Origin of the sequence: Bradyrhizobium sp. LTSP857 (genome assembly GCF_000938285.1) — a bacterium.
Classification (GTDB): Bacteria; Pseudomonadota; Alphaproteobacteria; order Rhizobiales; family Xanthobacteraceae; genus Bradyrhizobium.
In genome coordinates this window covers 414,156-436,637 of sequence record NZ_JYMS01000007.1, presented here as the reverse complement: position 1 = coordinate 436,637, position 22,482 = coordinate 414,156, and the positions used below count along the sequence as shown (strand labels likewise).

Sequence of the window (22,482 nt, the reverse complement as noted above, 5' to 3'; positions counted from 1 at the left end):
CCTTCGAGACGCCGCTGCGCGGCTCCTCAGGATGACGGCAGTGAACGTGGTGAAGCCGGATGACGACATTTCAGGAAGCGCGCGCGTTTCTGTTGCACAACCGCACGGAATACGAGACAGCGGTCAAAGACTTCCGCTGGCCCGATCCGGTTCCCTTCAACTGGGCGCTCGACTGGTTCGACGCCGAGCTGGCGGCGAATGCGGAGAGCAAGGACCGGCCCGCGCTCTGGATCGTCGACGCCGCGCAGGACAAGCAGACAAAACTGTCCTTTGCGGCGCTCTCGCGCCGCTCCAATCAGGTCGCAAACTTCCTCCGCGCACAGGGCCTGAAGCGCGGCGATCATCTGCTGCTTCTGCTCGGCAATGTGGTCCCGCTGTGGGAGACCATGTTAGCTGCGATGAAGCTCGGCGTCGTTGTCATCCCCGCCACCACGCTGCTCACCGCCGACGAACTGCGCGACCGGCTCGATCGCGGCAAGGCGAAGGCGGTGGTCGCAGCGCAAGATCAGGTTGCGAAGTTCGCAAGCCTCGGCGCAGAGAATGTCGTGCGCATCGTGGTCGGCGCCGCCTCCGATGGCTGGCTGTCGTATGATGATGCGGTGAAGGCGTCGGAGAGCTTTGCGCCGGACGGACCGACCAACGCCGACGACCCGATGCTGCTCTATTTCACCTCGGGCACCACGGCAAAGCCAAAACTGGTGCTGCACAGCCAACGCAGCTATCCCGTCGGCCATCTCTCGACCATGTACTGGATCGGGCTGAAGCCCGGTGACGTCCATCTCAACATCTCCTCGCCCGGCTGGGCCAAGCACGCCTGGAGCTGCTTCTTCGCGCCCTGGAATGCGGGCGCCACGGTGTTCGTGGTCAATCAGCCGCGCTTCGACGCGAAGGGCCTGCTCGCTACCATCGGCCGCTGCGGCGTCACCACGCTGTGCGCACCGCCGACAGTGTGGCGTCTCTTCATCCAGGAGAACCTGGCGGCCTTCAAGGTCACCTTGCGCGAGGTCTGCGGTGCCGGTGAGCCGCTCAATCCGGAGGTGATCGACCAGGTGCAGGCCGCCTGGGGCCTCACCATCCGCGACGGCTACGGCCAGACCGAGACCACGGCGCTCGCCGGCAACTCGCCGGGGCAGAAGATCAAGGTCGGCTCGATGGGCCGCCCGCTGCCGGGCTACCGCGTGCAGGTCAGCGATGCCGATGGCAACCCCGCGAAGGAAGGCGAGGCGGCGCTGCTGCTGGGCGCGAACCGTCCCGCCGGCCTGATGCAGGGCTATCAGGGCGACGACGGCAAGCTCTCCGGCGCGGAAGGCGAGCTCTATCGCAGCGGTGACGTCGTGTTCTCGGACGAAGACGGTTATCTCACCTTCGTCGGCCGTTCCGACGACGTGTTCAAATCCTCCGATTACCGTATCAGTCCGTTCGAGCTGGAGAGCGTGTTGCTCGAGCATGAGCTTGTCGCCGAAGCGGCCGTGGTGCCGAGCCCCGATCCGATCCGGCTCGCCATCCCCAAGGCGTTCGTGCTGCTGACCTCGGGCGCCGAGCGCACACCAGAGACTGCGCTGTCCATCTTCAAGCACCTGCACACGCGCCTTGCGCCGTTCAAGCGCATCCGCCGCCTCGAGATCGTCACCGAGCTGCCGAAGACGATCTCGGGAAAAATCCGCCGCGTGCAGCTGCGGCGGCTTGAGCGCGACGACGACCGCAACGATCCCTTGCGCGGTCGCGAATTCCGGGAAGAGGATTTTCCGGAGCTGCCAAAAACACGGAGTGAGACCTAAGTGAACGAAGTCTGGAAGAAACCGCCGATTGCGCTCGATGCCTATCAGGCCATGATCGGCAAGGAGATCGGCGTGTCGTCATGGCACATGGTCGATCAGCCTCGCATCGACACCTATGCCGACGTGATCGAGGATCACCAGTTCATCCACGTCGATCCCGAGCGCGCGAAGAAGGAGACCGCGTTCGGCACCACGATCGCGCACGGCTTCCTCACGATGTCGCTGTTGTCGATCATGTCCTATGAAGTGATGCCGGTGGTCGCGGGCACCACGATGGGTGTGAATTACGGCTTTGACAAGCTGCGCTTCATCTCGCCGGTCCGCTCAGGCAAGCGCGTCCGCGGCCGTTTCGTGCTGGCTGAAGCCAAACTGCGCAAGCCGAACGAATTCCAGACCCGCACCAATGTCACGGTGGAGATCGAGGGCGAGGACAAGCCCGCGCTGGTCGCGGAGTGGCTGGGCTTGACCTATTTCGCGTAAGTCTGGCCGGGCTTGACCCGATGCTTCATCGCTGCTCAAAAGTCTGTCAAATCGCGCTCGGTGCACCCTCTCCCCTTGCGGGAGAGGGTGGCGAAATCGAGCGAAGCGAGATGAAGCCGGGTGAGGGGTCTCTCTCCACACGCTCATCTGCTGAGACAGACCCCTCATCCGGCGCTTCGCGCCACCTTCTCCCACAAGGGGAGAAGGAAGAAAGGAAGCACAATGGCAATCAGGTTTGACGGACGCGTCGCCATCGTCACCGGCGCGGGCAATGGCCTCGGACGGGCGCATGCGCTGGGATTGGCGAGCCGCGGCGCCAAGGTCGTGGTCAACGATTTCGGCGGTGCGCGCGACGGCAGCGGCGGCTCGCTCTCGCCGGCGGAAGCCGTGGTCGAGGAGATCCGCAAAGCGGGCGGCACCGCGATGGCCGATGGCGCCGACGTCTCGAATTTCGAGCAGGTCACGGCCATGGTCGAGCGCGCCACCAAGGAGTGGGGCAGCGTCGACCTGATGTGCGCCAATGCCGGCATTTTGCGCGACAAGTCGTTCGGCAAGATGGAAGCCGCCGATTTCCAGAAGGTGCTCGACGTGCACCTCGTCGGCACCTTCTATTGCTGCAAGGCGGCCTGGGCCGGCATGCGCGACCGCAACTACGGTCGCATCGTGCTGACGACGTCATCCTCCGGCCTCTACGGCAATTTCGGCCAGGCCAATTATGGCGCGGCGAAATCCGGCATGGTCGGCCTGATGAACGTGCTCGCGGAAGAAGGCCGCAAGACCAACATCCGCGTCAACATCATCTCGCCGACGGCGGCGACCCGCATGACTGAAGAGCTGCTGCCGCCGCAGGCGCTGCAACTGATGAAGCCGAACGCGATCACGCCCGCGGTCGAATATATGCTCAGCGAGGACGCGCCCACCCGCACCATCATGGGCGCCGGCGCAGGGTCCTTCGCCGTGATCAAGATTTTGGAGAGCGAGGGCATCAACCTGCCGGAGGCCGAATGGACGCCGGATGCGGTCGCCGCGCATTTTGCCGAGATCAGCGACATGTCGAAGGCCAAGGCGCTGACGGGCGCGTTCGAGCAGACACAGAAATACGTCGCACAGGCCGCGGCGCGCGCGGGAGTTAAGCTCTGACGGACGTCGCCGTCATCGGCGCCGGTCCCGCCGGGTTGATGGCGGCCGAGGTGCTGGCGCAGGGCGGCGCCCGCGTCACCCTCTACGACGCCATGCCGTCCGCGGGTCGCAAATTCCTGATGGCTGGCCGTGGTGGGCTCAATCTCACCCACAGTGAACCGTTGCCGCAATTCCTCGCGCGCTATCGCGAGGCGGCACCAAAGCTGAAAGACGCGATCGAGGCGTTTTCACCGGACGCTTTGCGAGCCTGGAGCGAAGCGCTCGGCGAGCCAACCTTCGTCGGCACAAGCGGCCGTATCTTTCCAAAAGCGTTCAAGGCTTCGCCTTTGCTGCGCGCCTGGCTGCGCCGGCTCGATGCTGTCGGCGTGGCGTTTGCGTTTCGCCATCGCTGGACTGGATGGGACGAAGAGGGACGGTTGCTGTTTCGCAACCCGGAAGGGCAACGGGCGATTGAAGCCAAAGCCACGGTGCTCGCGCTTGGTGGCGCAAGCTGGCCGCGGCTTGGCTCGGACGGTGGCTGGGTCGATATCCTCGCGGCAAAGAGTATTGCCATCTCAAAACTGCGGCCGGCGAATTCCGGTTTCACGGTCGCATGGTCCGATGTGTTCCGAGATCGTTTTGAGGGCCAGCCGCTCAAGGGCGTGACGTTGACGATCGGTGCGCACACGGTGCGCGGCGAAGCCATGATCACCCGCAGCGGCATCGAGGGCGGCGCGATCTATGCGCTGTCGTCGGAGCTGCGCGAGGCGGTGCTGAGTGTCGGGCAGGCGCGGCTTACGATCGCATTGCGGCCCGACCTCGACGTCGCCATGCTGACGACGCGTCTGTCGGGCACGCGCGGCAAGCAATCACTCGCAAATTTCCTGCGCAAGGCTGCGCAAGTGTCGCCGGTCGGCATCGGCCTGATGCAAGAGGCCGCCATCGCATCCGGCCGGCCGCTGGCCTCGTTCTCACCGGCCGATCTCGCAGAGCTGATCAATGGGATTCCGGTTCAGCTCACCGGCGTCGCGCCGATCGCCCGCGCTATCTCGACCGCAGGCGGAGTGACGTTCGGCGAACTCGACGAACACTTCATGCTGCGCCGATTGCCCGGCACGTTTGCAGCCGGCGAGATGCTGGACTGGGAAGCGCCGACTGGCGGTTATCTCTTGCAAGCGTCGTTCGCGACGGGGGCCGCTGCGGGCAGGGGTGTTTTGGCGTGGCTAGCCAAATCGTAGGGTGGGCAAAGGCGCGAAGCGCCGTGCCCACCATGTCACCGCTTGTGTTGATCGCGATGGTGGGCACGCTTCGCTTTGCCCACCCTACGAGAGCGCACCCTTACCGCAGCTTGCCCCGCGCCGCCACCGGCAGCGTGCCGATGATCTCCTCGCCGCGCACCATCACGACTTCGTCCATCATGTTGACGACGACGCAGACATGATTGGGCACGATGCGCACGACGTCGCCGACATTCGGCCGCGTGTTGCTGCGGGACAAGTCGAGGAAGCCGTGCTCCTCGGCAAAGCGCGCGATCTTGGCTTCGGGGTGCTCGAGGATCAGGCCGTGGCCGTCGAGGCCGCCGGTGTCCGTTGTCAGCGTCTTCGAGCCGGCGTCCAGAATGCCGCGCTCGGGCGCGGCGCGGCTCACCACCGTCGAGTAGATATGCAGCGCGCAGTCGTCCCAGGTGGCGGAGCCGGCGGCGACCTGCATGCGGTCGTTGTAGATATAGGTGCCGAAGCGATGCTCGGTGCCGCCCTTGAGCTTGCCGATGTTGACGAGGTTCGGTGTGCCGCCGGTGGAGACGATTTTTGCATCGAGCCCGTGCGCGCGCACGCCGGCGAGCGCCTCGTCGTAAAACCTCTGCGCTTCGGCCCAGCCGGTCTCGGTCGGATAGAGCATGAAGCCGGCGAACTCGAGTCCCTTGGATCCGGCGATCTCGCGCGCCAATGCAATCGCCTCGGCCGGTGTCTCGACGCCCGCGCGCTTGCGCCCCGTGTCGCATTCGACCACGACCGACAGCGGTCGGCCTGAGGCCGCGGCGGCTTTGGGCAGGCCGGCGACGACGGTCGAATTGTCGGCGGCCACCGTCATGTTGGCCTTGGCCTGAAGGGCGCCAAGCCGCGCCATCTTCTCTTCGCCCAGCAGATTATAGCTGATCAGGATGTCGTCGATGCCGGCATTGGCCATGATCTCGGCTTCGCCGAGTTTCTGGCAGGTGATGCCCTTGGCGCCGCCCGCGACCTGCATCTTCGCGATCGTCGGGTTCTTGTGCGTCTTGATGTGCGGCCGGTTGGCGACACCAGCGTCGTCGCAGGCCTTCTGGATGCGCGCGATGTTGCGCTCGACCTTGTCCATGTCGATGACGGCGCAGGGCGTGCCGTATTCGCGGGCGATCTTGGCAGCGAGGTTTGTTGTCATGGGTTAAGCCTGTTCTATCTCTTCGCGGAGCACTTCGAGCTCCAGCCATTTGTCCTCGGCCTCGGCCAATTCCTTTTGCGCCTTCGTCAGAGCGTCAGAGGCCTGGTCGAAGCGCTTGCGATCCTTGCGGAAGAGATCGGGGTCGTCAAGGAAGCGCTGCTGCTTGGCGATTTCGGATTGCAGCTTGGCGATGGTCTTGGGCAGCGTCTCCAGCGCATGCTGCTCGTTGAAGGTCAGTCGTCGTTTGGTCACTCTGGAAGGCGTCACTGACCGTGACTCTCTCTTCTCTTCGGCGGCCTTCGCCGTCGCGCGCTTCACGTCGGCGCCGCGCTGGGCCAGCATGTCGGTGTACCCGCCGGCATATTCGAGCCAGCGTCCGTTACCCTCGGGCACGATCACCGACGTCACCACGCGGTCGAGAAAATCGCGATCATGGCTGATCAGAATCACGGTGCCCTCGTAGTCGCCGAGCATTTCCTCGAGGACGTCGAGGGTCTCGAGGTCGAGGTCGTTGGTCGGCTCGTCCAGCACCAGCAGGTTGGAGGGCTTTGCCAGCGCGCGTGCCAGCATGAGCCGGCCACGCTCGCCCCCGGAAAGCACCTCCAGCGGCGTGCGCATCTGTTCCTGGGCAAACAAAAAGTCCTTCATGTAGCTGACGACATGCTTCGGCTTGCCGCCGACCATGACATGGTCGCCGCGGCCGCCGGTCAATGCCTCGGCCAGCGTCGACTTGGGATCGAGACTTTCGCGATGCTGGTCGAGCGTCGCCATCTCGATGTTGGCACCGAGGCGGATGCTGCCGCTGTCCGGTGCGCTGCCGCCGGTCAGCATCTCGATCAGCGTGGTCTTGCCGGCGCCGTTCGGGCCGACGATGCCGATGCGGTCGCCGCGCTGGACGCGGATCGAGAAGCCGTCGACGATCTTTCGCTCGCCGTAGGACCGGCTGATATTCTTGGCCTCGATGACGAGCTTGCCGGACTTGTCGGCTTCGGCGGCCGCGAGGTTGGCATTGCCCGTTGCGCCGCGATAGTCGCGGCGCTGGTCGCGCAGCGCGTGAAGATTGCCGAGCCGCTTGACGTTGCGTTTGCGGCGGCCCGAGACGCCGTAGCGCAACCAGTGCTCCTCGTTGACGATCTTGCGGTCGAGCTTGTGCTGGTCGCGCTCTTCTTCGGCGAGCACCTCGTCGCGCCAGGCCTCAAAGGCACTGAAGCCGCGGTCGATCTGCCGGATCTGGCCGCGGTCGAGCCAGGCGGTGCTGCGAGACAGGTTGGACAGGAAGCGCCGATCGTGGCTGATGATCACCAGCGCGCAGCGGCGGCTCTCCAGTTCGCCCTCCAGCCATTCGATGGTCGGAAGATCCAGATGGTTGGTCGGCTCGTCCAGTAGCAGGATATCGGGTGAGGGCGCGAGCACGCGCGCCAGCGCGGCGCGGCGCGCTTCGCCGCCGGAGACATGCGCCGGATCTTCTTCGCCGCTGAGACCGAGCTGTTCGATCAAATAGCGCGCCTGATAGTGATCGTCGCCGGCATTGAGGCCAGCCTCGACATAGGCCAGCGTGGTGGAGAAGCCGGAAAAATCCGGCTCCTGCGGCAGGTAGCGGATGGTGGCGCCGGGCTGCACGAAACGGCTGCCGCCATCCGGTTCGACCAGGCCGGCGGCGATCTTGAGCAGCGTCGATTTGCCGGAACCGTTGCGGCCGATCAGGCAGACGCGCTCGCCGTTCGAAACCGACAGCTCGACGCCCGCCAGGAGCGGCGTGCCGCCAAAGGTCAGCTTGATATCGCGTAGTTGAATCAGCGGTGGCGCCATGCGGTGTCTCAGTCCTGTCTTGTTGCGGCCTGGTCGGCGCTGCGGCGCTGGATGCGGCGGATGGTTTGGTCGAGCATCGACAGGAACGTCGAGCGGTCGCGCGGTGCAAACGATCGCGGACCGCCGGTCACTTCGCCGGCAGAGCGCAAATCCGTCATCAAATTGCGCACCGCGAGCGTCATCCCGATCGACTCCTCCGTGAAAGGTTTTCCATTCGGCGCGATCACGTCGGCGCCGGTCTTCACGCAACGGCTTGCGAGCGGGATATCCGCGGTGATGACGATATCGCCGGGCCCGGCGCGTTCGGCGATCCAGTCGTCGGCCGCATCCATGCCGGCGCCGGCCGCGATGCGCTCGATCAGGGGATCCTGGGGTACGCGGATGAAATTGCCCGCGACCACGCTCACGGGCAAGCCGTGCCGGCCGGCGACGCGATAAATCTCGTCCTTGACCGGACAGGCGTCGGCGTCGACATAGATGCGAGTGGTGCTGAGAGGGTTCGTCATTGTCCGTAAATGGGGCATGCGAAGCGGTTCCGCAGCACGCGCGTGGTACCCCATTCGGGCGCCAAATGCGAGGGGATTGACCCCGGTTCCTCAGGGCCTACGATCGGCCTCGAAACAACAAGAATACAGGGCAAGAACTTAGGGAAAGCGCAGCCATGCCGAACCGGCTCGAAACCTACCGCGTCGAGGCCTACAACACCGCCAAGCAGTCCGAAAACAAGATGCATGACGACACGGTGGCGCGCCGCTTCGGCTTTTCCGGCGGGCTGGTCCCGGGCGTCGATGTCTTCGCCTACATGATGCACGTGCCGGTCGCCCGTTGGGGCCGCGATTTTCTCGCGCGCGGTCTGATCGAGGCGCGATTCACCAAGCCGGTCTATGACGGAGAGACCGCCGATGTCGATGCGACCGAGCACAATGGCCTGCTCACGATCGAGGTCTTCAGCCGTAGCGAGCTCTGCGCCACAGGGACGGCCTCGCTGTCGGCAGCCTCGCCTGCGGCTATGCTGGGTGACTACGTCGAGGTCCCTGCCGTGGTCGACCGCAAGCCGGTCAGCCCGGCCATCTTCGAGGTCGGCAAATGGCTCGGCACGATGCCGCGCCGCTGGGCCGGGCAGGACGCGTCTGGCTATCTCGCCGACATCCGGGAAGCCGATCCGATCTTTGCGCGCGAGGGGCTCGGCCATCCCGGCCTGATCCAGCGCGTCATGAACCGCGTGCTGGTCGACAACACCATTCTGGGCCCGTGGATTCACGTCGGCAGCCGCATGCAATTGCTGTCGCCGGCGCAGGCGGGCGACGAGATCACCGCGCGGGCAAAAGTCACCGCGAACTACGAGAAGAAGGGCCACCGCTTCGTCGAGCTCGACGCGCTGGTCGTCGCCAACGGCACGACGCCGCTCGCGCACTGCCAGCACATCGCGATCTACCAGCCGCGCGAGCAGGCGGCGGCGTAGGGAAGGGGCACAGCGCGTCATTCGCTGTCATTCCCCGCGAAGGCGGGGAATCCAGTACGCCGCGGCCTCGCGGTCTATCACAAATGTCTCGGAGTACTGGATCGCCCGCCTTCGCGGGCGATGACAGCTAGTGTTGTCGAAGCGGAAGAGCGCCCCTTACGCCGCCTTGCCTTTCGCGTCCTGGATCGCGCGCCAGACGCGCTCCGGCGTCAGCGGCATGTCGATGTGCTTGATGCCGCACTCGGAGAGTGCATCGATCACCGCGTTCACCACGGTCGACAGGCTGCCGGCGCAGCCGGCTTCGCCGCAGCCCTTGGTGCCGAGCGGATTACTCTTGGCCGGCACCGGGTGGTCGCCGACCGCCATGAACGGCACGTCCTCGGCGCGGGGCAGGGCGTAGTCCATCAGCGAGCCCGTGATCGGCTGGCCGCTTTCGTCGTAGCGGACGTGCTCCATCAGCGCTTGTCCAATGCCCTGGACGACGCCGCCATGGAGCTGACCCTCGACCAGCAGCGGATTGATCACCGTGCCGAAATCGTTCACCGCGCTGTAGCGCACGATCTGCACCAGCCCGGTGTCAGGGTCGACCTCGACCTCGGCGACGTGACAGCCGTTCGGGAACGCCGACGGCACTGGCTCGCTGGTGTGGTCGACGTCGAGGCTGTCAGGCACGCCGTCCGGCGTCTTGCCGTCATGCAGGCGCTTGGCGAGCTCCATGATGTCGATGCTGCGGTCGGTGCCGGCGATGGTAAAACTGCCTTCGGCGAATTCGATGTCGGCCTCGGACGCTTCCAGCATGTGCGCGGCGGCGCGCTTGCCTTTTTCGATCACGAGCTTCGAGGATTCCACGATGGCCTGTCCGGTGGCCGTGATCGAGCGCGAGCCGCCGGTGCCGTTGCCGGTGTGGACGATGTCGCTGTCGCCCTGCACGAGCTTGACGCTCTCGAAGGGCACGCCGAGCTGTGCGCAAAGCACCTGCGCGAACGGCGTGGCATGGCCCTGGCCGTAGTCGAGCGTACCGGTGATGAGCTGCACGCTGCCGTCGGGATCGAACACGATCTTGCCGAGCTCGGGGCTCGGCGGCGCGGTGACCTCGAGATAGGAGCCGACCGCGATGCCGCGCAGCTTGCCGGCCTTCTTGCTCTCTTTCCGGCGCTTGGCGAAGTTCTCATGGTCGGAGATGTCCAGCGCCTTGTTGAACACCGCCTGGAAGTCGCCGCTGTCATAGGTGACTCCGGAGGAGGCGGGGAAGGGCATCTGGTTCGGCTTGATGAAGTTGCGCTTGCGCAGCGTCAGCCGGTTGATGCCCATCTCGTCGGCGGCGCGGTCGATCAGCCGCTCCATGTAGTAGTTGGCTTCGGGCCGGCCGGCGCCGCGATAGGCGCCCATCAGTGTGGTGTTGGTCAAAACCGTCTTGATGTCGACGCCCATCAGCGGCGTGCGGTAGACGCTGGAAAAGTTCTTGCCTGTGTTGAGCGAGAGCGGCCCCGGCGAAACACCGGTGATGTAGGCGCCGAGATTGCCATAGCCCGAGAGCTTTGCCGCGAGGAAATGCCCCTCGGCATCGAGCGCAAGCTCGGCATGAATTTTTTGCGCACGGCCGTGGCTGTCGGAGAGGAAGCTGGTCGAGCGCTCGTCGAGCCACTTTACGGGCCGTCCCAATTCCTTGGCCGCGTAAAGGATACACATGTATTCGGGATAGTTGACGTTCTTCATGCCGAAGGAGCCGCCGACATTGGCGGTGAGAATCCGCACCTTCTCGTTCGGGACCCTCAGGTTCTTGGCAAGGTTGGCGCGGTTGCCCGCGACGCCCTGCGTCGGCATCTGGATGGTGTAGCGCTCGGTGGTCTTGTCGTAGGAGGCCAGTCCCACGCGCGGCTCCATCGAGACCACGGCGACGCGGGTGTTCTCGATGTCGACCTTGGTGACATGGGCGGCGCTGGCAAACGCCGCGTTCACCTTCTCCATATCGCCATAGTGGTAGTCGAGCGCGACGTTGTTCGGGATGTGGTCGTAGAGGAGCGGCGCGCCGGGCTGGGCGGCTTCCTCGGGGTCGGTCACGGCCGGCAGCGGCTCGATGTCGACTTCGACCGCCTCGGCGGCGTCGCGCGCCTGCGCCAGCGTTGCCGCCACCACGAAGGCTATGGGATCGCCGACGAAGCGGACCTTGTCGGTCGCGAGCGGCTGGCGGTTGGTCTGGAGCAGGGGCGAGCCATCACGGCTCTTCAGCGGCAGGCCGCAGGTGAAGGGGCCGTAGCCGGCCGCATCGAGGTCTTTGCCCGTCCACGCGCCGAGCACGCCCGGCATCGCCCTGGCGGCGTCGGTGTTGAGGCTACGGATGATTCCATGGGCATGGGTCGAGCGGACGACCACGGCATAGGCCTGGCCGGGCAGGTTGAAATCGTCGGTATAGCGGCCCTTGCCGCGTACCAGCGTGTCGTCCTCCTTGCGGCGGACCGGCTGCCCGACGCCGTATTTTTGCAGTGCAATAGCGTTTTCGAGCGTCGAGGATTTGGTGTGTTCTTGCATGGGAATGACCTGAAAGGCCGGCAATTGCGCGTTTTATGGGCGCCCTGGGGGAACCGGGTCCCTTCAGATAACCCACCGACCCGTTCACGACAACGCACGAATGGGCATGGTCCCATGTGATGCGTTGTTGCGCAGGCCTGCCGCGCTGCTAATGTTTGAGGCGAAAAAGCAATTCCAGATCGGCCCCTTAGGCCGCGGAAAGACAGTTTTGTATGAATGACCACACGCGGCTCCGCGACGGCCTTGCGCCGCACGGTGAGCTCGAGGGGTCGATGGCGGCGGTGGCGTTGGCCCCCGAACCGGCTGTCGCCGCGCAAGCGCCGGGAACCGGCGTCTACGCGGCGCTGGACCTCGGCACCAACAATTGCAGGCTCCTGATCGCCTGTCCGACCAGCGACGGCTTTCGCGTGGTCGATTCCTTCTCGCGCATCATCCGGCTCGGCGAGGGCGTTTCGGCAACGGGGTGCATCAGCGAGGCCGCGATCGAGCGCGCCATCGTCGCGCTCAGCATCTGCCGCGACAAGATCAATCTGCGCAAAGCACGAAGGCTCCGGCTGATCGCCACCGAAGCCTGCCGCGCGGCCTCGAACGCGGAAGGCTTCCGCAGCCGCGTCGCTGCCGAGACCGGGATCGAGCTCGAGGTCATCAACCGTGAGACCGAGGCGGCGCTGGCGGTGCTCGGCTGCTCGCCGCTGGTCGATCCGAGGGGACGGGGCGCGATCCTGTTCGATATCGGCGGCGGCTCGACCGAGCTGGTGCGGATCGAACGCGATCCCACGAATCCGGAACCGCGGATCAAAGCCTGGATGTCGATCCCGCTCGGCGTGGTGACGCTGGCCGAACAGTTCGGCGGCCGCGACGTGACGCCCGAGATCTATGCCGCGATGGAGCAGGAGGTCGCCAACCATGTCGCGCCGTTCGCGCAAGCGCATGGCGGCGATCTCACCGACATGCATCTGCTCGGCACCTCCGGCACCGTGACGACGCTCGCCGGCATCCATCTCAACCTCGCGCGCTACGACCGCCGCCGCATCGATAGCATCTGGATGAACGATACCGACATCACCGCGACCATCAGCAAACTGCTCGGCATGAGCTATGAGGAGCGCGCCAACAACAGCTGCATCAGCATCGAGCGCGCCGACCTCGTGCTGGCCGGCTGCGCCATCCTCGATGCGATCCGCCGCGCCTTTCCGCTGCCACGCCTGCGCGTCGCCGACCGGGGCCTGCGCGAAGGCATGCTGGTCGAGATGATGCGCGAGGACGGCGCGCTCAGGAGCTGGTGAGATGGCCAAGGACACCACCGGCCGCTTGCACGTCCAGGTCAAGACCGGCGGCAAGCGCAAGTTGTCGTCAAAGCTCTGGCTGGAGCGGCAGCTCAACGATCCCTATGTCGTCAAGGCCAAGGCGCTCGGCTATCGCTCGCGCGCCGCGTTCAAGCTGCTTGAGATCGACGACAAATACCGCCTGCTGAAGCACGGCATGGCTGTGGTCGATCTTGGTGCTGCGCCGGGCGGCTGGAGCCAGATCGCCGCCAAGCGCGTCGGCTCGATCGACGGCAAGGGCAAGGTCGTCGCGATCGATTTGTTGGACATGCCCGAGATTGCCGGCGTCGACTTCGCGCAGCTCGACTTCATGGACAACGACGCCCCGGACAAACTCAACGCCATGCTCGGCGGCGGCGCCGACGTCGTGATGTCCGACATGGCCGCGAACACCACCGGCCACCGCAAGACCGATCAGCTCCGCATCGTCGGCCTGATCGAGACCGCAGCGGCGTTCGCCTGCGACGTGCTGAAGCCGGGCGGGACGTTCCTGGCCAAGGCATTCCAGAGCGGTGCCGACGCCGAGCTGCTCGCCCAGCTCAAGCGCGATTTCGCGAGCGTGCGCCATGTGAAGCCGGCCGCCAGCCGGGCGGATTCGTCCGAGCGCTACGTGCTGGCGACGGGATTTCGGGGCGAGGTGAAGACGTAACCGCCATCGTCCCGGCGAAGGCCGGGACCCATAACCCCAGAGAGCAGTTGTTGCACGAGAACGGTAACTCCGAGTCCCTGTAACCACATCCGTCGTTGGCTATGGGTCCCGGCCTTCGCCGGGACGACAGCCAGTGTGTTGCGCCGTTTGCGTAAACCTACCCCAGCCGCTGATCCCGCGCGTCCTGCGTATCTTCCGCCGCCGCCTTGACGGCCGCACTCGCCGCGCTCTTGGCCGCGCCCTTGCGGCTGGAAATCTCCACCGCCTTGCGGCCGGAAATCTCGTGGCCGGCGTCGTCGGGCATCTGCCAGAAGAACCAGCTCGACGCCGCCGAGGTCAGCGCGACTACCACGAAAGCGGGCGCGAACACGGTCGCATTGAGCTCGCTGACATGGCTGAGCCACATCGTCGTCTCCACCGACGCCGCGCCGACGGCGACACCGGCCGAGACCGCGAGCTGCTGGTTGACGCTGACGAGCGTGGTGGCGCGGCTCATCTGCGGGGGCTCGACCTCGGCATAGGCCACCGTGTTGATCGCGGTGAACTCCAGCGAACGGAAGAAGCCACCGACCACCAGGATGACCAAGATGATCAGCAGCGGCGTCGTCACCGTGAACAGCGCGCAGACGCCGAGGAAGAACGCGCTGATGATCGCGTTCACCGTCATCAGATTGCGGAAGCCGAAGGTGCGGATGATCCGCGCCGCCAGCGTCTTCATGCCCATCGCACCGAGCGAGGAGCCGAAGGTGACGAGGCCGGAATGGAACGGCGACAGACCGAAGCCGATTTGCATCAGCAGCGGCAGCAGGAACGGCAACGCACCGATGCCGAGACGGAACAGGAATCCCCCGAGAACGGCTGCGCGCAGCGTGGCGAGATTCAGCAGCGAGAAGTCGAGCACCGGCGATCCCGTTCGCCGCGCGTGAAGCACATAGAGCGTCATCGCGATCGATCCGCCCACGACCAGTGCGGCGATCGTGCTCCAGGGCAGCAGATTGAGGCCGGCGACCGACAGTCCGAACGCGATGCCGGCAAGCCCGAGGCCTGCGAGCACCATGCCGTAGAGATCGAACGGCTCCGGCTCCTCGCTCTTGATGGGATCGATGAAGCGGAGCGCCATGAAGATGCCGAGCAGCCCGATCGGAATGTTGATCAGGAAGATCCAGTGCCACGACGCGTAAGTCGTGATGAAGCCGCCGAGCGGCGGACCGATCACGGGACCTATCATGGCCGGGACCGTCACCCAGGCCATCGCATTGACCAGCGCGCTCTTGTCGACCGAGCGCAGCAACACCAGGCGCCCGACCGGCGTCATCATCGCCCCGCCCATGCCCTGCAGGATGCGCGCGAACACGAAGTCGGTGACGGAGGTCGAGAGGGCGCAGCCGACCGAGCCGACCATGAAGACGCCGACGGCGATCGCGAACACCATGCGCGCGCCGAAGCGGTCGGCGGTCCAGCCGCTCGCCGGGATGAACACCGCAAGCGACAGCAGGTAGGAGGTGATCGCGAGCTTGAGCGTCAGCGGGCTGGTGCCGATATCGGCCGCGATCGCCGGCAGCGAGGTGGCGATCACCGTCGAGTCCATGTTCTCCATGAACAGAGCAGTGGCTACGATCAGCGGAATGACGCGTTGCTTGTCGACCATGACGGATTGGTAATGAAAATCGGAAGGAGGGGTGGAATTGCGGCTTATCACCGCCGCCCGGCGGGGACCATTGCGGATCGACGCATAGCACCTAAATCCTGCGCTCGCTCCCCCGTCATTCCAGGGCGCGCCTCTTGGCGCGAGCCCGGAATCCATTGAGCCCGGAGGCCGCTACGGAATGACAATGGGTGGTCCGCCGCCGGGCTTTCCACGCTGAATTTACTTAAAAAGCCTGTGCATGGCTGGCCAGCGGTCCGAATTGCTTTGATTCGTCATCCGGCCGTGCTATCGACCCGCGTCAACCCCACCGATGGGCTCCGATTCTCCGGCGATGCCGCAAGGCACGCCGCAGGCGGCGCTCATCCATAGCTATTTGCGGCATCGCCGCAGGAAGGAGTTGGCATATGGCCACGGTGCAACAAGGCATCCGCGAAGCCTTTACATTCGACGACGTGCTGTTGAAGCCGGGCCTGTCGGACGTCATGCCGGGCGAGGTCGACATCCGCTCCCGCGTCACCCGCGCCATCCCGCTCAACATCCCGATCATGGCCTCAGCCATGGACACCGTCACTGAGGCCCGCATGGCGATCGCCATGGCGCAGGCCGGCGGCATCGGCGTCATCCATCGCAATTTCGATCCCGAAGGGCAGGCCGCCCAGGTGCGGCAGGTCAAAAGATTCGAGTCGGGCATGGTGGTGAATCCGCTCACCATCAGCCCTGAAGCGACGCTCGACGACGCGCTCAAGCTGATGAGCGATCACGGCATCTCCGGCATTCCCGTCGTCACCGGCGCCGCTAAGTCTATACCGGGCAAGCTGGTCGGTATCCTCACCAACCGCGACGTGCGGTTTGCGACCAATCGTCAGCAAAAAATCTCCGAGCTGATGACGCACGAAAATCTCGTCACGGTGCGCGAAAATGTCAGCCAGGACGAAGCCCGGCGGTTGCTGCATCAGCACCGCATCGAAAAGCTGCTGGTCGTCGACGAGCAGTATCGCTGCGTCGGCCTGATCACCGTGAAGGACATGGAGAAGGCGGTCGCCCATCCGCTCGCCTGCAAGGACGCGCAAGGCCGCTTGCGCGTTGCCGCTGCGACCACCGTCGGCGATACCGGCTTCGAGCGTACCGAGCGGCTGATCGATGCCGGCGTCGACCTCGTCGTCGTCGACACCGCGCACGGCCATTCCCGCCACGTGCTTCACGCCGTGAACCGCATCAAGCGTCTCTCCAATTCGGTACAGGTCGTCGCCGGCAACGTCGCGACTGCGGAAGGTACGCAGGCGCTGATCGACGCGGGCGCCGATTGCATCAAGGTCGGCATCGGCCCGGGCTCGATCTGCACCACGCGCATCGTCGCCGGCGTCGGCGTGCCGCAGCTCACCGCGATCATGGATGCGGTCGAGGCGGCGAAGAAGGCCGACATTCCCGTCATCGCCGACGGCGGCATCAAGTTCTCCGGCGATCTCGCCAAGGCGCTCGCCGCCGGCGCCGACATCGCCATGGTCGGCTCGCTGCTCGCCGGCACCGACGAAACGCCCGGCGAAGTGTTCCTGTGGCAGGGCCGCTCCTACAAGGCCTATCGCGGCATGGGCTCGGTCGGCGCGATGGCGCGCGGTTCGGCCGACCGCTACTTCCAGCAGGACATCAAGGACACGCTCAAGCTCGTGCCCGAGGGCATCGAGGGCCAGGTGCCTTACAAGGGCCCGGTCGGCAACGTCATGCACCAGCTCGCAGGCGGCCTGCGCGCCGCGATGGGTTATGTCGGTGCCCGCGACCTTACCGAGCTGCACAACAAGGCGCAGTTCGTCCGCATCACCGGCGCGGGCCTGCGCGAAAGCCACGTCCACGACGTGACCATCACGCGTGAGGCCCCGAACTATCCGGGCGGGGGTTAGTCCCGCGCAGCCTCAGGCCGCGCGCACGGCCTCGAGAAATTTCCCGACCTCTAGCTTGAGGCGGCTCGAGTCCGAGGCGAGCAATTGGGCGGCGGTCAGTACTTGGGACGAGGCCGAGCCGGTCTGGCTGGCGCCCTGCTGGACGTCGTTGATGTTGGCGGAGACCTGCTGGGTGCCGTGCGCTGCCTGCTGAACGTTTCGTGCAATTTCCTGCGTGGCTGCGCCCTGTTGCTCGACGGCTGCGGCAATCGTCGAGGAGATTTCCGACAGTCTCCCGATCGTCTCGCTGATCGCCCTGATGGCGCCGACGGACTCCTGCGTCGCCGTTTGGACACTTCCGATCTGTTGATGGATTTCCTCGGTCGCCTTCGCGGTCTGCTGTGCCAGCGCCTTTACCTCCGAAGCGACCACCGCGAAGCCGCGGCCGGCATCGCCGGCGCGCGCGGCCTCGATGGTCGCGTTCAGCGCGAGCAGATTTGTCTGGCCTGCAATCGAGTTGATGAGCTCGATGACGTCGCCGATCCGGCTGGCCGCCTGCGACAGTTCGCCGACGCGTTCATTGGTGCGGCGAGCTTGCTCGACGGCATCGCCGGCCACGCGCGCTGATTCCTGGACCTGCCGGCTGATCTCGTTGACCGACGATGTGAGCTCTTCAGTCGCGGAAGCGACCGATTGCACGTTGGCGGATGCCTCCTCGGACGCAGCCGCGACGGCCGTCGTCAGCGTCTGCGAGCGATCGGCTGTCGTGTTCAAGGTGCCTGCCGAACCCTCGAGCTTGGTGGCTGCCGACGACACTGTGCTCACGATCTCGCCGATCACGGTCTCGAAATCGCGCGTGATGACGTTGACGCGGCGGCCGCGCTCGATCTGCGCTTCGGCGTTACGGGCAGCATCCTCGTCGGCGAGCTTTTTCGCGACCAGCGCGTCCTTGAAGATCTGCAACGTATTGGCCATGGTGCCGATCTCGTCCTTGCGATGGCCGTCGGGGATTGCAACGTCGAGTTCGCCGTCGGCAAGCCGCAGCGTCGCTCCGGTCAGCCGCACCAGCGGACCGATCACCTGGCGCATCACGGCGATGACGACGGCGACCGAGGCGATCAGCACGACCAGCAGGGCCGCGAGCGCCCAGGTCAGCCGCATCTGCGCCTGTGCAATCGCAGCGTCGTTGGCCTCGTGAGCAAAGGCCAAGGCGGCGTCCCGCAGACCCAGCACGCTGTTCAGGACACGACTGATCCAGCCGGGCCACTCGGCCTCGCTGACCGGGCAGGGGCGGCCCTCGCGGGCTGCTGCGACCACCTCCCGGAACCGTGGCTCCGCTTCAGTGATCATTGTCGTGCGCACCTGGCTGAAGACGGTCACCAGCGCCGGCGCATCTCCGGCATTGTGAACTCCCTGCTCGATCTGCTTCCAGATCAGCGCGATCTGGCCGGTCAACTCGGTCACGTCGACGCGCTGGGCCGGCGACAAGGGCTGATTGCGGGCGAACAGGCCGAGCACGGCGGCACGTGCGCCATTGATGGCGCGCATGCTCTGCGCACTTTGCGCCAGTTCCGCCGACGGCAGGAGATTCTCGATGTCGCTGCCGGTGTGCGACAGGCTGATCAATGCTTCGCTTGTCGCCGCAGTGAGAGCGTCGACGGCGCGCGCAAGTCCATCCACGATCGCCGTCTGGCTGTCGGCGGGGCGTTGCTGCTTGGGCAGGACCACCGCCTGGCGTCCGGCGCTGCGAGTCTGCAGCAACGCCTGTTCGGCTGCTTCGATCGACCTGGCTGGCAGCTCAGCCGCGCGAACCGCCGCCTTGGCTACGCTGATGGCGGCATCCGTGTTGGCGATGGTCTTGTCGAGGGCGGACAGCTTCTCGGGTGTGGCTGGGTCGGCCGGGGTCGCAACCGCGAACCAAGCGGTGCGTTCGACCGGAATGAGGCTGTTGGCCTTCATGATCAGCTCGAAGGCGGTCAGCGAGCGCGCGGCCGCCTCTCGGCTACGCAGATCGCCCCATCCGCCCCAGGCGACCGCCCCGGCGAAGGCTACGGCCAGGAGGCTCGTGATCAGATTGCCTGCCAGGACGCGCCAGCGCAGGCTGATGCCGCCCTTCGCGCCGATCTTGGAGGAATGGTCAGACGGCAGGGAAAGCTCTGGCACCGGATAGGCTCTTTGGTCGTGAAATCGCTGCGTAATTTTAGTTCGCAATCGCGACCAAAGCCTTAATTGACCAAGAGTTTGCTTCGGCGCGAGGCTCCTCCTAAATCATGGCGACAACCAATCTGGAGGAAGCCATCATGTCCCAAGGCAAACGCATCGTTCTCGCCGCACGTCCCGTCGGCGAGCCAAAGTCATCTGATTTTCGCCTGGAGGAATTCGCGATTCCCTCGCCCGGCGCAGGCGAGGTCCTGCTGCGCACCATCTGGCTGTCGCTCGATCCCTATATGCGCGGTCGCATGAGCGACGGTCCGTCCTATGCGACGCCGGTGCCGGTTGGTGGCGTGATGGAAGCCGGCACGGTGTGCGAGGTCGTGGCCTCCAACAATCCGAACTTCGCCAAGGGCGATATCGTGCTCTCGCGCGCGGGATGGCAGACGCATGCGATCTCGGACGGCAAGGGGCTCGCGAAGGTCGATCCGAAACTGGCGCCGATCTCAACCGCCGTCGGCGTGCTCGGCATGCCCGGCATGACCGCCTATACGGGCCTGCTCGACATCGGCAAGCCGCAAGCGGGCGAGACGGTTGTCGTCGCCGGCGCGTCCGGCGCAGTCGGCTCGGCCGTGGGCCAGATCGCGAAGGTCAAGGGCGCACGCGCGGTCGGCATTGCCGGCGGCAAGGACAAGTGCGACTACGTCGTGAAGGAGCTCGGCTTCGATGCCTGCATCGACCACCGCGATCCCGATCTGGCGGCCAAGCTGAAGGACGCCTGCCCGAAGGGCATCGACGTCTATTTCGAGAATGTCGGCGGCGCGGTGTTCGAGGCGGTGTTCCCGCTGCTCAATGCATTCGCGCGCGTGCCGGTCTGCGGCCTGATCGCCCATTACAACGACACCGAGGCCAAGCCGCCGAAATGGGCGGCGTCGATGATGCGCGCGACCCTGACCAAGCGGCTGACCTTCCGCGGCTTCATCGTCTCGGATTTCGCCGCCCGCCATGGCGACTTCCTGCGCGACATGTCCGGCTGGGTCCGCGACGGCAAGGTCAAATACAAGGAGTTCGTCACCGAGGGCCTGGAGAGCGCGCCCGGCGCCTTCATGGGGCTCCTGAAGGGTGCCAATTTCGGCAAGCAGCTGGTCCGGGTCGGACCGGACAAGGCTTGATCCGCCGCTCCCGCCCCTCTCGGGGTCGGAATGGTTAACAAAGAGTGACCGATCGGCCACACCCGCCCGTAAAAGCCGCAGGTGTGACCGTCGGTTCATTGACCGATCGGCGAAGGCATTGAATCATTGCACATATTTTAGGTGCGATGATGTTAGAGATTGTTGTTTTCTGCGTAATCCTGCTGGCTGCCGGTTATTGGGCGACCATGTTTCTCATGGGCCGTCGCGACGACGTCATCCATGGCAAGTTCGTTCACGCCGACCACGAGGGTGCGTTCACGCAGCCCGCGATGCCGACGCCGCCATTTCCGAAGCGTCCGGTCAAGGCTGCGCAGCCTGCCAATGTCGAGCTCGCCAATGTTCAGCTTGCCAATCTTCAGCCTGCAAAGGCTGCGGCCAAGCCGGTGAACAGCGAGGCTCTGCAATCCTTGCTCGCTGCGATCCAGCAGGATCTCAAGAGCGTCGCCTGACGATCGTCGCGCGCTAGTGTTCGCCGCCCATCTGGGCGAACAGCTCTTCGATATCGATGTCGGCCTGGCCCGCTGCACGGATGTGTCGAACCTCAAGACTGTCGGGCTGGAAGCGGTACTCGACGAGGCCCGTTTCCTTGATCGCGATCCGGTCCTGGCGGGCGTCGTTGATCTTGAAGCCGGCCGACGGCGCCCAGACGTGGCGGGTGTGGCGGACGGTGAAGTCGCGGCGCTGGTGCACGTGACCGCTGGCGATGAGGCGCAGATCGACATTTGCAAACATCGCGATCAGCCGCGCGCGCGTCGGCTGCGGCACGTAGCGGATCGAGGTCTCCGGCGTTTCAACATCGTCGGGCAGGTTGAGAAACATCGGCTTGTGCAGGAACAGCGCGACCGGCTTGCCGTTCGTGCGCGATATCTCCGCGGCCAGCCAGTCGAATTGCTCGGCCTCGAAGGCGAGCCCTGAATTCATCACCAGCGAGTTGAGGCCGATGAAGCGCCAGCCGGCGGCCTCGAACGACCAATGATCTTCGCCGATGATCTCGCAAAATTGCTGGCGGTGCGTCTCGCGGACCGGCGGCTTGGGCGCAGGCCCGAGTGCAGTCGGATTGTCGCCGATGTCGTGATTGCCCGGCAAGTAGCGGCAGGCAACGGGCAGGGCGTCATGCAGGCTCTTGGCGAATTCGACATCGTCGCGGCTGGTCGGCCCGTCGAAGGAGACGTCACCTGTGTTGATGACGAGATCGGGTCTGTTGGCGTCGATATGCGCGCTGACGCGGTGGAAGTTCGCGACCAGGCCGGGAAAGCGCCGGCCGAGATGGGTGTCGGAAATCTGCGTCAGGCGAAATTCGGACATGGGCAAAGGGTAGCCCGGCCAGGCGTCGGTACGATGACGACGCGCGCACGTCCGCGATCGAACAAAGTTTAAAGCACGCGATAGCGGATCGTGTAGGCATCTTGCGGCGCGACGTCGCCGGCGAGCGGCGAGGCGATGCGATCGGCGAGATGCCAGGGGCCGAATTGCTCGGAGCGATGCGGCTCGGCGGGCAGGCGCAGGCGGAATTCGAACGTGCCTTTTCTCGGCAGGTTTACGACCAGCATCCGGTCGGCGGTGCGGTAGTTGAGTGCGACCGCGCCGCGCAGCAGCGCGCGGCCGTCGGCGAGGTCCCTGACACCGTCGACCAGAGCCAGGGTCTGGTTGCGGTCGGTGTGCAGCTCGATCTGGGTGTCAGACGCCGTCGTCAAGGTCTCGCGCGGCATCCGGATCTCGAACTCGACCGCGGGCTTGGTCGGGTTGAGGCCGAGATAGGCGAGCGCGGCGTGACGCATGTCGTAGGCGGCAAAGGCGAACAGCGCGGCCGCGGCGAGCGCCGCCAGGCCGTGCCTGAGCATGTCCCGCCACGTCCGGTAGGCCATGCGGAAATAGACCGTCAGCGTCAGGGCGACCGCGAGCGCTGCCGCAACGCCGGCCAGTGCCGACATCAGGATGCCGAGCTGACCGTCAGCGGATTCGGTCAAAAGGCCGATCATGCTGGCGACCTGGCTGAAGAGGGTGTTCATGGCGGCGTCTCGTCAGGCCCGAAAGGCCGAAATCGCTT

The 22,482-nt window shown here is 65.4% G+C and carries 18 protein-coding genes; 10 read left to right on the top strand and 8 right to left on the bottom strand.

Annotation, left to right across the window (positions count from 1 at the left end; all coding sequences use genetic code 11):
- Window positions 1-59: 59 nt before the first annotated feature.
- The 4 genes from UP06_RS03635 (at window position 60) to UP06_RS03620 (ending at window position 4,615) form a co-directional block, all read left to right on the top strand.
- Complete coding sequence (locus UP06_RS03635) at window positions 60-1,778, top strand: AMP-binding protein (protein ID WP_045000543.1); 1,719 nt, start codon at window positions 60-62, stop codon at window positions 1,776-1,778.
- A complete protein-coding gene (locus tag UP06_RS03630) occupies window positions 1,779-2,258 on the top strand; it encodes a MaoC family dehydratase (RefSeq protein WP_045000541.1) in 480 nt (159 codons plus the stop codon).
- Between the two features lie 222 nt (window positions 2,259-2,480).
- Window positions 2,481-3,398: an SDR family NAD(P)-dependent oxidoreductase gene (locus UP06_RS03625; protein WP_045000539.1), complete on the top strand. Its 918-nt coding sequence runs from the start codon at window positions 2,481-2,483 to the stop codon at window positions 3,396-3,398.
- Window positions 3,395-4,615, top strand: a complete 1,221-nt coding sequence (locus UP06_RS03620; protein WP_082081217.1) for a BaiN/RdsA family NAD(P)/FAD-dependent oxidoreductase — start codon at window positions 3,395-3,397, stop codon at window positions 4,613-4,615. Before UP06_RS03625 ends, UP06_RS03620 begins: the two co-directional genes overlap by 4 nt.
- Window positions 4,616-4,715: 100 nt before the next feature.
- On the opposite strand, the gene UP06_RS03615 is transcribed toward UP06_RS03620, so the two are convergent.
- From UP06_RS03615 to UP06_RS03605, 3 genes are read right to left on the bottom strand one after another with little or no spacing between them, the layout of a single operon-like run.
- Window positions 4,716-5,795: a D-TA family PLP-dependent enzyme gene (locus UP06_RS03615; protein WP_045000535.1), complete on the bottom strand. Its 1,080-nt coding sequence runs from the start codon at window positions 5,793-5,795 to the stop codon at window positions 4,716-4,718.
- A 3-nt stretch (window positions 5,796-5,798) separates the two neighbouring features.
- On the bottom strand, window positions 5,799-7,604 hold the full coding sequence (locus tag UP06_RS03610; RefSeq protein ID WP_045000533.1) for an ABC-F family ATP-binding cassette domain-containing protein: 1,806 nt from the start codon (window positions 7,602-7,604) through the stop codon (window positions 5,799-5,801).
- Between the two features lie 8 nt (window positions 7,605-7,612).
- Complete coding sequence (locus UP06_RS03605) at window positions 7,613-8,110, bottom strand: YaiI/YqxD family protein (protein WP_045000530.1); 498 nt, start codon at window positions 8,108-8,110, stop codon at window positions 7,613-7,615.
- A gap of 155 nt (window positions 8,111-8,265) precedes the next feature.
- Here UP06_RS03605 and UP06_RS03600 point away from each other — a divergent pair, with 155 nt between their 5' ends.
- Complete coding sequence (locus tag UP06_RS03600) at window positions 8,266-9,066, top strand: hotdog family protein (RefSeq protein ID WP_045000528.1); 801 nt, start codon at window positions 8,266-8,268, stop codon at window positions 9,064-9,066.
- Between the two features lie 156 nt (window positions 9,067-9,222).
- Here the strand turns inward: UP06_RS03600 and UP06_RS03595 are convergent, their stop codons facing one another.
- Window positions 9,223-11,595, bottom strand: a complete 2,373-nt coding sequence (locus UP06_RS03595) for a xanthine dehydrogenase family protein molybdopterin-binding subunit (protein ID WP_045000526.1) — start codon at window positions 11,593-11,595, stop codon at window positions 9,223-9,225.
- 212 nt (window positions 11,596-11,807) lie between these two features.
- Between UP06_RS03595 and UP06_RS03590 the strand changes: the two genes are divergently transcribed.
- Together UP06_RS03590 and UP06_RS03585 are read left to right on the top strand one after the other, a co-directional pair.
- The gene (locus UP06_RS03590) at window positions 11,808-12,881 is read left to right on the top strand and encodes a Ppx/GppA phosphatase family protein (RefSeq protein ID WP_045000524.1); all 1,074 of its coding nucleotides are present in this window, start codon (window positions 11,808-11,810) and stop codon (window positions 12,879-12,881) included.
- 1 nt (window position 12,882) lies between these two features.
- On the top strand, window positions 12,883-13,569 hold the full coding sequence (locus UP06_RS03585; protein ID WP_045000522.1) for an RlmE family RNA methyltransferase: 687 nt from the start codon (window positions 12,883-12,885) through the stop codon (window positions 13,567-13,569).
- A 157-nt stretch (window positions 13,570-13,726) separates the two neighbouring features.
- Here the strand turns inward: UP06_RS03585 and UP06_RS03580 are convergent, their stop codons facing one another.
- Window positions 13,727-15,217 (bottom strand): MFS transporter, encoded by a 1,491-nt coding sequence (locus UP06_RS03580; protein WP_045000520.1) that lies wholly within the window; start codon window positions 15,215-15,217, stop codon window positions 13,727-13,729.
- Window positions 15,218-15,621: 404 nt separating this feature from the next.
- Between UP06_RS03580 and guaB the strand changes: the two genes are divergently transcribed.
- Complete coding sequence (guaB, locus tag UP06_RS03575; RefSeq protein ID WP_045000518.1) at window positions 15,622-17,112, top strand: IMP dehydrogenase; 1,491 nt, start codon at window positions 15,622-15,624, stop codon at window positions 17,110-17,112.
- A gap of 12 nt (window positions 17,113-17,124) precedes the next feature.
- On the opposite strand, the gene UP06_RS03570 is transcribed toward guaB, so the two are convergent.
- Window positions 17,125-19,254: a methyl-accepting chemotaxis protein gene (locus UP06_RS03570; protein WP_082081216.1), complete on the bottom strand. Its 2,130-nt coding sequence runs from the start codon at window positions 19,252-19,254 to the stop codon at window positions 17,125-17,127.
- 137 nt (window positions 19,255-19,391) lie between these two features.
- On the opposite strand from UP06_RS03570, the gene curA reads away from it, so the two are divergent.
- Together curA and UP06_RS03560 are read left to right on the top strand one after the other, a co-directional pair.
- On the top strand, window positions 19,392-20,414 hold the full coding sequence (gene curA / locus UP06_RS03565) for an NADPH-dependent curcumin/dihydrocurcumin reductase (RefSeq protein WP_045001136.1): 1,023 nt from the start codon (window positions 19,392-19,394) through the stop codon (window positions 20,412-20,414).
- A 149-nt stretch (window positions 20,415-20,563) separates the two neighbouring features.
- Complete coding sequence (locus tag UP06_RS03560) at window positions 20,564-20,884, top strand: hypothetical protein (protein WP_063778854.1); 321 nt, start codon at window positions 20,564-20,566, stop codon at window positions 20,882-20,884.
- Between the two features lie 13 nt (window positions 20,885-20,897).
- Here the strand turns inward: UP06_RS03560 and UP06_RS03555 are convergent, their stop codons facing one another.
- Together UP06_RS03555 and UP06_RS03550 are read right to left on the bottom strand one after the other, a co-directional pair.
- Entirely contained in the window at window positions 20,898-21,740 is an 843-nt protein-coding gene (locus UP06_RS03555; RefSeq protein ID WP_045000514.1) for a metallophosphoesterase family protein, read from the bottom strand.
- Window positions 21,741-21,808: 68 nt separating this feature from the next.
- Window positions 21,809-22,444, bottom strand: coding sequence for an acriflavin resistance protein (locus UP06_RS03550; RefSeq protein WP_045000512.1), 636 nt, complete (start codon window positions 22,442-22,444; stop codon window positions 21,809-21,811).
- Window positions 22,445-22,482 lie beyond the last annotated feature (38 nt).